Origin of the sequence: Butyrivibrio sp. Su6 (genome assembly GCF_900108105.1) — a bacterium.
GTDB lineage: Bacteria > Bacillota > Clostridia > Lachnospirales > Lachnospiraceae > Butyrivibrio.
The window spans coordinates 252,971-267,111 of record NZ_FNUR01000001.1 but is presented as its reverse complement, the minus strand read 5'-3'; the positions used below and the strand labels follow the sequence as shown (position 1 = coordinate 267,111).

General features: G+C 38.9%; 13 protein-coding genes. All 13 read right to left on the bottom strand.

Annotated elements, in window-relative coordinates; translation table 11 throughout:
- Positions 1 to 5: 5 nt before the first annotated feature.
- Positions 6 to 950: a flagellar type III secretion system pore protein FliP gene (gene fliP, locus C4S54_RS01050; protein ID WP_022773903.1), complete on the bottom strand. Its 945-nt coding sequence runs from the start codon at positions 948 to 950 to the stop codon at positions 6 to 8.
- Positions 947 to 1,288, bottom strand: a complete 342-nt coding sequence (locus tag C4S54_RS01045; RefSeq protein ID WP_103867875.1) for a flagellar biosynthetic protein FliO — start codon at positions 1,286 to 1,288, stop codon at positions 947 to 949. Before C4S54_RS01045 ends, fliP begins: the two co-directional genes overlap by 4 nt.
- 8 nt (positions 1,289 to 1,296) lie before the next feature.
- Entirely contained in the window at positions 1,297 to 2,538 is a 1,242-nt protein-coding gene (gene fliY / locus C4S54_RS01040) for a flagellar motor switch phosphatase FliY (protein ID WP_103867874.1), read from the bottom strand.
- A 4-nt stretch (positions 2,539 to 2,542) separates the two neighbouring features.
- Positions 2,543 to 3,526, bottom strand: coding sequence for a flagellar motor switch protein FliM (fliM, locus tag C4S54_RS01035; RefSeq protein WP_103867873.1), 984 nt, complete (start codon positions 3,524 to 3,526; stop codon positions 2,543 to 2,545).
- A gap of 46 nt (positions 3,527 to 3,572) precedes the next feature.
- Entirely contained in the window at positions 3,573 to 4,109 is a 537-nt protein-coding gene (locus C4S54_RS01030; protein WP_022773897.1) for a flagellar basal body-associated FliL family protein, read from the bottom strand.
- A gap of 17 nt (positions 4,110 to 4,126) precedes the next feature.
- Positions 4,127 to 4,960 carry an OmpA/MotB family protein gene (locus C4S54_RS01025; protein WP_103867872.1) on the bottom strand — a complete coding sequence of 278 codons (834 nt, stop codon included), beginning with the start codon at positions 4,958 to 4,960 and terminating at the stop codon, positions 4,127 to 4,129.
- Positions 4,960 to 5,760 (bottom strand): motility protein A, encoded by an 801-nt coding sequence (locus tag C4S54_RS01020; protein ID WP_103867871.1) that lies wholly within the window; start codon positions 5,758 to 5,760, stop codon positions 4,960 to 4,962. The genes C4S54_RS01025 and C4S54_RS01020 overlap by 1 nt, the downstream gene beginning before the upstream one ends.
- 79 nt (positions 5,761 to 5,839) lie before the next feature.
- The gene (locus C4S54_RS01015; RefSeq protein WP_242973711.1) at positions 5,840 to 6,013 is read right to left on the bottom strand and encodes a flagellar FlbD family protein; all 174 of its coding nucleotides are present in this window, start codon (positions 6,011 to 6,013) and stop codon (positions 5,840 to 5,842) included.
- A 375-nt stretch (positions 6,014 to 6,388) separates the two neighbouring features.
- On the bottom strand, positions 6,389 to 7,957 hold the full coding sequence (gene cls, locus C4S54_RS01010; protein ID WP_103867870.1) for a cardiolipin synthase: 1,569 nt from the start codon (positions 7,955 to 7,957) through the stop codon (positions 6,389 to 6,391).
- 144 nt (positions 7,958 to 8,101) lie between these two features.
- Complete coding sequence (locus C4S54_RS16355) at positions 8,102 to 11,059, bottom strand: flagellar hook-basal body complex protein (protein ID WP_330405544.1); 2,958 nt, start codon at positions 11,057 to 11,059, stop codon at positions 8,102 to 8,104.
- Between the two features lie 151 nt (positions 11,060 to 11,210).
- Entirely contained in the window at positions 11,211 to 11,636 is a 426-nt protein-coding gene (locus C4S54_RS00995) for a TIGR02530 family flagellar biosynthesis protein (RefSeq protein ID WP_103867869.1), read from the bottom strand.
- 49 nt (positions 11,637 to 11,685) lie between these two features.
- On the bottom strand, positions 11,686 to 12,363 hold the full coding sequence (locus C4S54_RS00990; RefSeq protein WP_103867868.1) for a flagellar hook capping FlgD N-terminal domain-containing protein: 678 nt from the start codon (positions 12,361 to 12,363) through the stop codon (positions 11,686 to 11,688).
- A gap of 43 nt (positions 12,364 to 12,406) precedes the next feature.
- Positions 12,407 to 13,924, bottom strand: coding sequence for a flagellar hook-length control protein FliK (locus C4S54_RS00985; RefSeq protein ID WP_103867867.1), 1,518 nt, complete (start codon positions 13,922 to 13,924; stop codon positions 12,407 to 12,409).
- Between the last annotated feature and the right edge of the window lie 217 nt (positions 13,925 to 14,141).

The window sequence follows — 14,141 nt, the reverse complement described above, 5'->3', positions numbered from 1 at the left end:
TCCTTTTAATAAAATGACTTGACCAGATTACCAATAATAAGGCTCCATCCATCCGCCAGAACAAATAACAGAACTTTAAAAGGCATTGAAATAGTGGTTGGCGGAAGCATCATCATACCCATACTCATAAGTACCGATGCAACAACCATGTCAATAACAATGAATGGTATATAGATTAAAAAGCCTATGATAAATGCTGTTCGAAGTTCACTTACTATAAAACTCGGAATAAGAACAACATTTGGAATACTGTCCAGTTCTCCGTCCCACTCAATCCCATCTATCTGCATGAAGAGAAGAACATCTTTTTTCTGAGTCTGACCATACATAAACTGCCTGAAAGGCTTCATGGCTGTCTCAATAAATTCTGTCTGATCCATCTGTCCATCTTCAAAAGGAATTACCGCCGTGTTATAAGCTTCAGTCAATGTTGGCTGCATTATAAAAAGTGTCATAAACAAAGCAATCCCAATCATCACCAGGTTTGGAGGCGATGTTTGGGTACCAATGGCAGTTCTTGTAAAATGCAGTGCAACAATGATCCTTGTAAATGAAGTCATCATTACAAGGAGTGTCGGTGCCAGCGAAAGAAGTGTCAAAGTAATAAGAATTCGCAGAGCGCCATTAACAGAACCATTGCCGTTATCATATGTAACAGTAACAGTATTTGCTATATTCAGCTTTTGAAGGTCATCCGGATCTTCTGATGCTCCCGGAGGATTGATATTAGTCCTCTCTTCCTTGGAGCCTGTAAGATATGAATCCCTATCTGTAGTTGGATCAGTAGGTTCAGTATCAATTACTACTTCTTCAGTGGCTTTAGCTGTTATGGGAATAGAAAAAGAAATAAAAGAAATCAGTGCAATAGAAACTAAAGCAGCTATAATCCCTCTTTTTACGCTGCTCTTTCGGCCAGTTATTTTATTCCCATCTCCCCGTCTTTTTGTCATTTACTTTTTATCTCGCTTTTGAATTTGTCAAATATCTCCTTGAAGCTGGCGCTGTGGTCTTCACAATCTGCCAGCTTAAGGGAATCCTTGTCAACTTCGCAAAGAGCCGTTATTTCATCTTTTCCAACGGCAATAGCCATGTACTTGTCTCCAAGTCTGACTATCTGTATGTATTTATTAGTCGTAATTCTTCCTGTTTCGATTATTTCAATATTGCCAAAAGAATTTTTCTCCTTCTGATAACCGGCAAGATACCTTGTAACAAAATAGGTAGCCACCAGTACTACAATAAAAATAATCAGAACAGAAATAAACTGGATGTAAGAATCTGCCGTCATTTTTTATCCTACTGAACAATTTCGGTCACACGCACGCCAAAACTTTCTTCAATAACTACAACTTCACCTTTAGCTACAAACTTACCATTTACAAGAACATCCACAGGTTCACCTGCAACCTTATCAAGCTCTATGATGGTTCCCGGTGCAAAATCAAGAATATCAGCTATAGGTTTTGCTGTTCTTCCAAGTTCTACAGTAACTTCAAGCGGAACATCCTTGATGATTCCTATGTTTTCTCCACCTGCCATAATGGTCGTGCCACCGGCAAAATTCTGGAACTGAGCAGGCTGGATATTCATATTCATCATCTGCGGAGCCATCATTGGCATACCCATTTGAGGCATACCCATCTGTGGCATTCCCATCATCGGCTGGCCCTGCATCATCGATGGATCCATCTGTGGCATTGCAGCCTCAGGCGCAGGAGCTGGAGCTGGTTGAGGTGCAGGTGCAGGTTCCGGTGCAGGCGCTGCAGCTTCTGATCCTCCCCCTGAATCACCTGAAATAACAGTATCCTTAAGAGTTTTTGCAAAATCTATAGGATATAACTGCATAAGAGTTGAATCAACCAGATCTCCCACCTGCATTTTGAAAGAAATCCTTACGAATGTCCCTGTAAGGAATTCAGCAATATCAGAAGGGTCGTCATTGATCATATCAAGAAGCGTCGCCTGTGGCGGGCTGATATCTACCTTCTGGTTGATCATTGTAGAAAGAGATGTGGCAGCGGCACCCATCATCTGGTTCATTGCTTCAGATATGGCTGACAGCTGAAGTTCCCCAATCTCTCCCTCAGTATTAGTACCATCACCGCCCATCATAAGGTCAGTGATGACCATAACGTCGTGTTCCTTAAGAATAAGGATATTGGTACCATCAAGACCTACTGTATATTTGATCTGGATAAATACGCAAGGTCTCTCATAGTTGTTGATCACATTCTCCCAATTAGCAAGCTCAACCTGGGGCGTAGTGATATTAACCTTCTGGTTTACAAGGGAATACAGCGTTGTTGCTGAAGATCCCATACTGATGTTAGCCACTTCACCGATAGCATCTTTTTCAGAATCAGTAAGTAGTGACTCATCAATTGTACTGCCTCCAACTGGTGGCGTTGCAGCAGCTGCTTCTGCTGGTGCATCTCCCCCGGAATCGGCAGGAGCGTCCGCTGGTGCATCTGAGCCGCCTGAAGTATCCATTCCGGCTAGCAAAGCATTAATTTCGTCCTGAGACAACATTCCATCCATGCTCCTACTCGTCCTCCTCTCTTACAACTGACGTTATCCTGACAGCATACTTATCTTTTGCCGTACCCGGTAACGCAGTAAATTTAAATATATTGCCTACATAGATCTGCATATCCGTATTAACTCTATTGTCGAGCCTTATAATGTCTCCGGCCTGAAGATGAACAAAATCGCTGACCGATACATTACATCTTCCAAGAATAGCCTTGACCGGAACATCAACATGTTTGACCATGGTTTCAAGCGTATCCTGATAGTCCTCATCATTGTTCTTTTGCATTGTAGAGAACCAGAACTTGGTATTGAGCTTGTCCATTACACTCTCTAATGTGAAATATGGAAGACAGACGTTCATAAGACCTTCTGTATCACCTATCTTTATGTTAAGAGTGACAATGGCGATCATATCTGTTGGAGAAATAACCTGGGCAAATTGAGGGTTTGTCTCAATTCTCTCCATTACAGGATTTATGGCTACAACGCTTTGCCACGGTTCAACCATAAGCTGCATGCAAATGGTAACAAGCTTTTCTATAAGCGGCATCTCTATGTCAGTAAAGGGCCTTGGCTTATCAAGGGTTCCTCCTTCGCCTCCAAGCATTCTGTCGATAAAAGAAAAGCCTATATTAGCCTGGAGCTCCAATATAATAGTTCCCTGAAGTGGCAAAAAAGATATGACGCCTAAAATAACAGGATTTGAAAGCGCATTACTAAATTCCGAATATGTAACAGTCTCAGAGTTAGCAACTGATACCGATACATTTTTTCTCAAATACAAAGGTAGTGTAGTTGATAACAGTCTTCCATAATGCTCGTAGATCATCTCCAAGGTTCGAAGGTGCTCTTTGGAGAACTTGGCAGGACGTTTAAAGTCATAATCCTTGACTTTCTTTTCGTCAGCCGCCTGCATCTGATCCACATCAAGTTCGCCGCTAGATAGCGCTGCCAACAGACCATCTATTTCACTTTGTGACAGTACTTCACTCAAAATGGATCTCCTTTCTCAGTAGTAATTTAGTGTTAAAGTAATAAGTTTACTGATAAATTGCTGTTATACTTACGTCATAGATAAAGTTTGAACCATATAGTTCCTGAATAGCCTCGATAACTTCATCCTTCGCTGGCTGAATGTCACTTTGAAGTTCTTCCATAGTCTTACTTGAAAGAATGTCTATAACCTTTGACTTGATCAGATCATTCATGCTGGCTATAGATTCTGAAGTTCCATAGGTTGCATAATCTGCTGAAGCTGTGTTCATAGAAAAGAGAACTTCAGCAACCATATAATGTGCTTTTCCATCTGCTCCAGGTTTCAAGCTGATCGTAAGGCTGTTGTCTCCTGTAAATCCAAAGGTTGCAAGATTGGCAACGCCAACTGTACCAGATGCGGATCCGGAGAACCCTCCGCCTGCCCCGCCACTTGCCTCAAGTTCCAGGGCAGCAGCTATATCCGAAATAAGCTTTGCTGTCTGTGAATTTGTAGTCATAACGCTAAGAAGCATAAATCCATTCATAGCCAGATTAACTACAAGAAGTGCCAAAATAATAATGGATAATAAATTCTTTTTCATTTAAAGGTATCCCCCTCTTAATAAGATGCACTTAATGGATTGTATATCTTAATCTCTACTCTTCTGTTCCGGGCTCTTCCTTCATCAGTCGAGTTATCTGCAATAGGGTCATATTCACCACGCCCTGTATGAACAATATTTGATGGGTCAAGGGTTGTGTTTTCACAAAGATAGTTAAATATCGCAAGCGCTCTTCCTGATGAAAGCTCATCATTGTTTGCATATTTTCCACCGGATGACATTGGTACATTGTCTGTATGACCTTCAATATCTATTGTTCCTCCAGCGTAGGATTCAAGTATCTGTCCTACTTTCTCAAGGACAGGAATTACATCCTCTTTTATAGCCGTTTTGCCTGAATCAAACAGTATTGAACCCTGGATAGTAAGCTGAACATATTGGCTGGTATAGTTAAGAGAAACTTCGTTTTCAATTTCTCCCTCTTCTAGGGCCTGTTCTATTTTTTCTGCAAGCTTTTGAGAAGCTTCCATCTGAGCTTCTTCTGCCGCTTCCATAAGCTCTTCCTCGTCCATATTACCCACATCAGCCTGATCTGAATCAGAATCATCTCCGGTCTGCGCAAGACCCATGGATGTGATATAACTTGAAAGCTCAGTCAGCTGCGAAACACCATCGCCTACAAGTGCTCCCTGCCCAAGTGCCATTTCACCGCCATCAAAAATACCAAAAGCCGAACTGAATGATGCAGCTACTTCTTCAAACTTGGCCGCATCCATCGTAGCCATAGAAAACAACAAAACGAAGAAACAAAGGAGCAGGTTCATCAGATCACCGAAGGTACCTTGCCAGGCCGGCAAACCAGGTTTTATTTCCTCAGGTTTCTTTGCCATTATTCTCCTCCATCACCTGAACCATTCTCAGCTTCATAAGCAGCTCTGTCACCCGGTGACAGGAATGATTTAAGCTTTTCTTCTGTAACACGAGGATTTTCTCCTGCCTGTATAGACAAAAGACCCTCAATAACAATACTTTTTGCCATATATTCTGCATTATCTCTGGCTTTCAGTTTATTCTCAGCAGGATAACAGAACCAGTTTGCAAGAACCGATCCATAGAATGTAGTGATCAAGGCAACCGCCATGGACGGTCCGATAGATGAAGGATCAGACATGTTCTGAAGCATAAGAACCAGACCAAGAAGTGTACCGATCATTCCCCAGGAAGGTCCCATACCTGCAAGATCACCAAAGAAAGAATAATTAGATTTATGCCTTTCAGACATTGCATCAATCTCAGCTTCCAAAATACTTTTTACAAGTTCAGGCTCAGTACCGTCTACAATAAGACCAACGCCTTTTTTCATAAATGCATCTTCCAGATTGCTTGCTGCTTCCTCAAGTGCAAGAAGTCCTTCTTTACGAGCTGTATTTGAAAGATCAATAATCTGTTTTATTGTGCCCTTAGTGTCATCAGAGGGCATTTTGTAAATAAGGGTGTAAGATTTCAGACCATTAATAAAGCTTGGCATGCTTCTCGACGCCAAAACCGCCATGAGTGCTCCACCGAATGTGATCATCGCCGAAGGAGCATCAAGGAAGTATACGACGCCGGTGATACCAGCTGAAAAGACAATACTCAGAATCATGAAAACAAAACAAAGACCAACACCAAGTAATGAAGCAATATCCATACTGTTTTCCCCTTCATATAAATATTAGATACCAGTTATATGCCGTTTAACTGATATATTTGGCTGCAACATTATAAGTTTAGTTTTCTATAATCTTATATATATCTTCAGGAGATTCCCTGACTATTAATTTCCTGCCACTGCGCAAGATGATCACAGTGTCAGGGTTAGCTTCTACCGTTTCTATGGAAGAAACATTTAAAAGAAATTTCCTCGTATCCATTTTTGTTAGTTCAATAATACTTTTAGACATCTATCACCCCGTCAATATCTAAAAATTTCATTGTTTCGAAAAATTTCACAGAAAATTGAAATTTTATTTCTAACTATATATATTTTACCACTTTTAGTGTACCAATACTCATATTTTTGTTCACATTTTAGACATATTTGCAAATTAATTACACTTTATACCGATAATATTGAAATTAATTTTGCGTTTTGCATTCACATATTTTTAACATTTATATATATGCATAGTTACACAACATATAGTGGTAATAAAATAATTGTAGCACAACATTTTTATTAATAACAGTATCTTTTAAAAAAATACGCTCTGTATAGCGTTTTTACACTATCGTTTATTAGCAAATGCACATTGCTACTATCTTCGCAAAATAGCACTTCACATAAGTGGCGCTGCCAACCTCAAAAGAAGCTGTCCAAACCTAAGAAATGCTCCCCTGCCTTTTGAATAATATTCAGTAACATCCTTTGATTCCTTAAATATTTGCTCAAAATCTTCCTTCGTGTCCTTAACTGCTTTGCAATCAGCATAAAGACAGCCATTTTCGAAATGATGATACAGACTTCTGTAATCAAGATTGATTGTTCCGCAGGTAGCTGCAAAATCGTCACAGATACTCATTTTAGCGTGACAAAATCCCGGAGAATACTCGTATATCCTGACACCATTCTTTGCAAGTGCGTTGTAATAAGACCTTGTAACACTGTAAACAATCTTTTTGTCAGGAATACCTGGAGTTACTATTCTGACATCAACGCCTCTTTTGGCTGCAAGAGATAACGCATGGATCATCTCTTCAGTAATGATAAGGTAAGGCGTAATGTACCAGACATAGTCTTTGGCCATGTTAGCCATACTCATGTATACTTCCTCTCCAACCTGCTCTTTATCCATTGGGCTATCAGCAAAGGGTGCTATAAATCCATTTTCAAGGGCCTTGTAATTGTTATTTTTCAGATATTTGTCAAAAGTAACATCATCTATGTCATTTCCTTTTATCGCATTCCACATTTCTAGAAATGTCACAGTAAGTGACTTAACTGCATCGCCACAAAGCTTTATTCCCGTATCTTTCCAGTATCCAAATGGCTCAGATACATGGAAATATTCATTTGCAATGTTATAGCCCCCTGTATAACCTATTTTTCCATCAATTACAGTAATTTTCCTATGATCTCTATTATTAAGAAAAAGATTTAATCCCGGTGCAAATGGATTGAATACTCTTGCACGAATTCCCTTTGCACGAAGTCTTTTGACAAAATCAGTAGTTACAAAGCCAATACTACCCATGTCATCATAAAAAACTCTGACTTCAACTCCCTCTTTTACTTTTTGCTCAAGGATATCCTGAATGCTGTGCCAACTTTCAGCATCCTCAATAGCATGATATTCCATGAAAATGAATTCTTTTGCATTCAATAACTCTCTTTTTTGATCTTCGATACCCTTTAGCGCGTCATCAAAATATGTAATGTCCGTATTTTGATAAACAGGATAACGGGCATACTTTTTTAGATAATGTGTAATATTTGAGACATAAGGATTTTTAGCTTTGAGATTATTTTGCACGTCACTATTATCAGGCAAAAGTGGCAGCAGAATTTCATCAATGTTCTCATAGCGCTTTCTCATCTTTTTTGTGCCCCTGTTATAGCCAACAAGAAAATAAAAAACTATTCCCGCGACTGGAAGTACCAGGATAAGCATGATCCATGGCATTTTTATGGATGCTGTCTGATTCATAGAGTAAATACCCAGAACCACAAAGAAGCTTATAAGAGAAAAAAGTATTGAGACCCAATGCCAAGTATTATTAAGCCAAATAACACCGCAAACAATGATCAACGCATTAAGTATTACTGAAAATACTGCTATGACCATTCTAAATACACCATTTTTAACTGCAGCTTTTTTCTCTATAGTTAACTGCTTTGCTTCACTCATACAAAACGTCTCCTCGCCACTTATAAATGTATAGAATAATTATAGCAATTTTTAAATTCAAAATTGTAAGAATAAAATGATTTCTAAAAAAGCGCCCCATTGTTTTTGAGACAACGGGACGCTTTTTATTTATATTATTAAATTTTATCTCTTAAGATTAGTCAGTTCTTCAAGTAATGTATCTGATACTGTGATGATACGGCTGTTTGCCTGGAAACCACGTTGTGTTGTGATCATTTCAGTAAACTCTTTTGAAAGGTCTACGTTTGACATTTCCAAAACGCCTGTGTTCATATATCCTCCATCTACAGTAATATCCTGAATTGTTGCCTCACCAGAGTTAAGTGTGGATGCATAGAGGTTATCACCTTCTTTTGAAAGACCTGATGCATTAGCAAATTCAGCTGAAGCAATCTGTCCAAGAAGCTTTGTCTGGCCATTTGAATACGTTGCGTGAATCTGTCCATCAGTAGCGATTGTAACACCATTCATCTCACCAACCATACGTCCTGTGTTAAGAGATGACTTATCTCCCTTTACAGCCTTGATTGTTGCTGTTCCGCTTGTGTTGTAATTAGTTACAGTAGAGAAATCAACTGTAAGCTGTCCCCTCAAAGCCTCTTCATCAGCAGTAGTTGGCTGGAATCCAAATGCTTCAAGTCCAGGGATTGTCTGATCAAATTTAATATTGACCATTCCATTAGCATTTCCGTTAGCTGTAGTAAGAGAACCATTTGCAGGATTAAATTTAAGCTGAATAGTCTGACTACCTGTTGTAAGAGTAATGCTTCCATCAGCATTTATTGAATATGTACCATCTGTTCCAAACGCATCTGCATCTGAATCAGATATTCCATAAACCTTGCTGAGAAGATTCTTATAATTGCCAGTTGCTGTTGAGATCAGGTCTGTAATATTTCCTGTGTTAGGTACTTCTTCCCAACCCTCAGGAATTGTATCCGCAGTAGTAACATAAGTAAGTGTTCCATCAGCAGCTGTCTGTGTAGCATAGTCTGAAGCTATGTTCTTATCAACAGAAACAGTATCATAAATTGATATTCCGCCATTTGCCGAAATCTTAACTTTATATGTATTTTGAACAGTTGCAGAACCTTTTGTAAGGCCATACACATCCTGCAGCATTTCTTTACTGTAATCACTGACAGTTGTTTCTGTTCCCTTTAAAACGTAGGCTGATCCATCAGTTGAGTTGGTAAATACACCGCCGAGTTCAGATGCCTTCTTTTCAGGATATGTACCCTCTTTTGCTGTATATGTCTTGGAGAAAATAGTCTGTGTGAAAATCGGATTACTTTCATCGGCAACTTCTACCGGTTCACTCTTGTAGAACAAAATGCCGGGAGTACCTGTAATATTGCTAACCTCCAAATATGTAAAACCATTTGAGGACATATAAGCATCCAGCGCAGCTGCATCTGCAAGGCCCAAAGCAGCCGCCAGCTCAGCTTTAGCTGCATTTGTGATCACTGTTGTATTGTTATACTCATATATAGTATTCTGCGGAACAGTTGTAATATTTGCAAGCTGCGTAGCGCTTATCTGTACTTCAAGGTCTTCGCCTGAAAGTTTTGTTCCATAAAGTGTTAAAGTGTCATTATCATATGTATAATAAATATTTTCCGGAACAGTCGTGTCATTTAATTTAGCTTCAAGATTTTCAAAGTCATCAATGTAATTTTTTAGAGCTGTCTTGGTTATAGGAGTTGCTGTCTTGGTCTCATCAGGATAATGCTGACTGATAACAGTAAATGAATCATTTCCTGTTGCATTGCTTGTAAATTTAAAGCGATAGTAATCACTTGATATATACTTCTCAAGAGATGTCTGAGTTGCTGTTGCCGGATCGTCGTCATTTATACCAAAGACAGTTTTAAGTGTTGCCTGCAAGGTCTTGGAATTACCTACAACTGTTTTCATTGAACCTTCTGTTGTGGAAGGTACAATATATGCTTTTCCGGTGCCATCACTGGATACATAATATGAATTTGAATTATTGGAATTGTATGTATATCCTGAAGGGCTCTTGGTCTCCTTTGGTGCATCATATGTAATTGTAAGAGTTCCACTTTCACTTATTGTAAATAGTGATGTCTTTGAATAGCCTTCAGTTCCACTTGTTACTGTAGCATCGTCTATTCCGTAGACTTCCTTCAAAATGCCCGCATATTTAGCTTTACTTGTTGTCATAAGATCTGACAGCGCACCTGATGTTGGAACACCTGAATATACAGTAGCTCCTGCAAGGAGCTTAACAACTGAAGTTGTTGCACCATTTTCAACTTTATATGCGTCTGTAACACCAACATCAGTAGTTTCAGTCGCTCCGAAAGTAACGCCCTTCATAAGTGTTGATCCGATTGATGTTCCTGATGAATCAATTATATCTGTAAGCTGAAGTGAAAAAAGATCGTCAGTACCTGTATCCTTTAATGTGAACTTACCTGTATAGAGATATCCCTTGTTATCATAGAATTCCAGAGTGAGTGTCTTACCATCATCAGATATAACGTTTGTATCATTATCATCGATATTTCCAGAGAAAAGAGCTGCTGTTGTAGATGCTGGTGAATATGTTGTATTATCAGCGCTCATGATCTGAAGCTGGGATAAACCACCATTTTTATTTACTGTAATAGCTCCTGTCTCAGGGTCTTCCTGTGCTGTCCAGCCCATTACGAAATAACCATTAGACTGCATTGCAAGGTTACCGGCACCATCAACGTAGAAAGAACCGTCTCTTGTATAGAGATTTTCTTTACCGTTATTAACTACGAAGAATGACTTTCCGGTGATCATGATATCAAATGGATTATTTGTTGTCTGTGTAGCGCCCTGGGATTCAATTGCTGTAGCAATGGCACCTGACTTTGCGCCAAGACCAATCTGTCTTGCATTTACACCACCCTTAGTCTCAGTAGCACCAGATGCTGACTGGGTTGTCTGATACATAAGGTCTGAAAATGTAATAGACTGGGATTTGAATGATGTTGTATTAACGTTGGCAATATTGTTACCAAGAACATCCATTTTGGTCTGGTGTGTACGAAGTCCTGCAACACCAGAATAAAGTGATCTCATCATAAGACTTTAGTCCTCCATCATAAAACCTATGCGTATACGCGCATATCAATATTTGATTTTGGACGGATGAGTGATTTAAAAGAGATTTCCTTCAATCAGTCGGGAAATCGAGATCTCCTGATGGCACTTCTGGCCACTTCGGTCCAATCCGTTACGCAATCACTGCTCCGTCAATATTTGTAAAAACATTACTCTTATTTTCTGTCTGATCCATTGCTGTTACTACTGTGTTGTTAGGGACATTAACGATAAAAGCAAGCTGATCGATAAGTATAAGAGAGTCTTTAATGCCTTTTTCTCCTGCTTCTATCTTGCCCATATTAAGCCTTGCCATCTGCTCATCTGTTAAAACTATGTTTCTGTCCTGAAGTCTGTTTGCGGCATGCTTAGAAAACTTTAGTTCTTCTGAACTAATAGTATTATCGGATGATTCCTGTATTTTATTTAGAATACTGGCAAAAGAATTTGCTCCGGTTTGAATGCTTTGGCCTTTGTTATCACCTTTTTGAACATTTCCATTCTTGATTTGGCCCTGCACCTGGTCAATTGATAAAAATCTTCTCTCATCAATATTCAATTTTAATTCCCTCCTTTCCCGCGTATTTCTATAGTTCTTTTAACTGCTATCATGTCTTATCCTTGGAAAATGTCCTGTGTGTATCACCTCTGATATCATCAAGTTGATTTACATACTGAAGAAGTGATGTTGCATAATTCTTGTTCATAAGATTCTTTGCCCTGTCATCAAGGTTCATATAATAGTCATACATTGAATCAATTGTCTCACCATGCTTTTCTTCAGTAATAAACTCAAGCTCAGGTAACTTATCTATATTCTTCTGGAAATCATCAACAACTTTAAGAGCATCAGTATAATCAGAATCAAGAACCTGTGTAACATCATCGATGCTATAATTTGTGCCGTTAATGCTAAGATAAGCCTTATTTCCGCTATAAGTAACAAAATCTACAACGCCCTGGATCTCAGTACTCTTACCGTTGTCAGGATTTGTCTGTGTAATGACTACTGTCTTTCCTACCATCTCAGAAGCTCTTGACAGTGACATAGAATTTGCCATGTTACTAAGCTGTTCAACCTGTGTGAAGGTCGCATACTGTGAAATATACTCAGTATTTGATGTCGGTTCCATTGGATCCTGATACTTCATCTGAGCAACTAGTATCTTTAAAAAAGAATCCTTGTCGTAACCGGTAGGAGCTGCTTTATTGCTGGTATTATTGGTTTCAAGGTTTTTCACCTTACCGTTTTCAATAATAGCTTCAACTGAACTTAAATCTGCCATTTTTTATCCTCCAGGGCTGGCATAAAAGCCAGCCCACAAAAAATCATGCACTATAGTCAACGGTATTTCCGTTCATTTCCATTACTTTTGTAGCTATAAGTTCTTCTTCAGACATATCTTCCTCTTCAAATTCTGTGATTTCCGAAAGATTTATTCTCCGAAGCGACTTTTTTGATCTGCCCTCAGCCTGCTCATATGCCTGCCCTTGCTGATCCTGCTCAAGATTTTGCTCAAAAGCATGGCTTGCAATAGTAACTTCAATTGCTGTAACTTTTACTCCCTGTGCGTCAAATTTCTGTTGAAGAGCTACCATCTGACTTTCAACTGCTTCTTTTACCAGTTCATTCTGTGCTGTAAATTTGGCAACTATTCCATCCTTTGTACTTGTAAGAAGGATATTTACGTTGCCAAGATGAGCCGGGTGAAGCTGAAGCTCCATGGAAGTCTCACCATTTCCTGCAGAAATCGTTATTTTTTCTGTAATCTGTCTTATTATATTTTCCATCTGTGCCCTGTCAGTATAGCTGATTGCACTGGCAGAACCAGAATCTACGGCTTCTGTTATATTGTTTATGAGCTGATTAAAAAGATTTGCGTTTTGACCACCATCATTTAAGCCATCCTTTGTCTCTTTATGATTATTTGAAGATTCAGATGTCTCTTCAACAGGCTTAAATTCTGTAATTTCTACCTCTTCTGATCCTGCATCAACCTTGATCTCAGGTATCTGCTCTTTAGACTGTGGTGCTTTGATATCCTTTGAAATCTCATCTCCAGCTTCATTTACAATGACCTCAGGCACCTTTTCAGTATTGTCTGCCGGTCCCTCTTTTTTAGGGCCATCAACAACCGCCTTCAGTTCATCATCAAAACTATCAATCGCAAGATTCAAGTCTTCTTCGGATAAGTCAAACTCATTCAAAAGTTCGCTCCTCATACTATCTGCACCCTCCATGAGGTCCTGCATCGTAGCATATAGATCTGTGTCAGTTAACAGATCAAGCGCCTTATCCTCACCAATTACTTCAGTGACCAGAAGCTGTACATTCTCAGGATTTAAAAGATCTCCAGCCATCAGTCCAAGAATTTCCATAGCACTTAAAATATCTTCCTCGCTTATATCAAGTGCTTGGGCCATCTTAGAAACAAGTTCTTTTCCTGCTTCTCCTATAGCCTCCTGCAGCTTTTCATCTGCTTCCATGCTCTTTGTATTGGTTTCATCTACTTTAGTAACATTATCAGTACTTTGTTTGTTCTGAAGATTATCGGTACTATTTTTGCTGTTGCCGATTGTCTTTTGCGAGCCATTGCTGTCATTTGATATTGCTACATCTTTTCCCTGACTACTTTTTCCTTGCTTTACAGCATTGTCAGTAATCTGAGATTTATTATCTTTTGCCTGTACTAAAGCATCTGATGTCTTATTTAAGACATTACTAAAACTGTTTGCAGCATTTCCTGCCTTAGTACTAAGTTCCGTTATTGATGAAACACTTACTGCTGCAGTCGACTTCTGCATGTAGGTAAGCATTGCACCTACATTATTTGTCGTACTGCTCATCAAGTTCCTCCTTTCAAATATATTTATTTTGTTTGGACATAAACATCCATAGACTCTCACAACATATATCGGTTTTTATATGGAATACTTAATAAGAAATATAAAAAAATGGGAGAGTATTTTGATATAAGCAAAAGGCTTATTTCAAAATACTCTCCCAATTCTACACTTCAAAGCAAATCACATTTCTTTTAAGAAATTAAATGATAGTAAATAT

Excerpts from the sequence above, each read along its gene's own strand:
- C4S54_RS00985 (WP_103867867.1), bottom strand. The coding sequence starts at position 13,924 with ATGAGCAGTACGACAAATAATGTAGGTGCAATGCTTACCTACATGCAG.
- C4S54_RS00990 (WP_103867868.1), bottom strand. The coding sequence starts at position 12,363 with ATGGCAGATTTAAGTTCAGTTGAAGCTATTATTGAAAACGGTAAGGTG.
- C4S54_RS01025 (WP_103867872.1), bottom strand. The coding sequence starts at position 4,960 with ATGGCAAAGAAACCTGAGGAAATAAAACCTGGTTTGCCGGCCTGGCAA.
- C4S54_RS01015 (WP_242973711.1), bottom strand. The coding sequence starts at position 6,013 with ATGTCTAAAAGTATTATTGAACTAACAAAAATGGATACGAGGAAATTT.
- fliY (WP_103867874.1), bottom strand. The coding sequence starts at position 2,538 with ATGGATGGAATGTTGTCTCAGGACGAAATTAATGCTTTGCTAGCCGGA.
- C4S54_RS01030 (WP_022773897.1), bottom strand. The coding sequence starts at position 4,109 with ATGAAAAAGAATTTATTATCCATTATTATTTTGGCACTTCTTGTAGTT.
- C4S54_RS16355 (WP_330405544.1), bottom strand. The coding sequence starts at position 11,059 with ATGATGAGATCACTTTATTCTGGTGTTGCAGGACTTCGTACACACCAG.
- cls (WP_103867870.1), bottom strand. The coding sequence starts at position 7,957 with ATGAGTGAAGCAAAGCAGTTAACTATAGAGAAAAAAGCTGCAGTTAAA.
- C4S54_RS01020 (WP_103867871.1), bottom strand. The coding sequence starts at position 5,760 with ATGGATATTGCTTCATTACTTGGTGTTGGTCTTTGTTTTGTTTTCATG.
- C4S54_RS01045 (WP_103867875.1), bottom strand. The coding sequence starts at position 1,288 with ATGACGGCAGATTCTTACATCCAGTTTATTTCTGTTCTGATTATTTTT.
- fliP (WP_022773903.1), bottom strand. The coding sequence starts at position 950 with ATGACAAAAAGACGGGGAGATGGGAATAAAATAACTGGCCGAAAGAGC.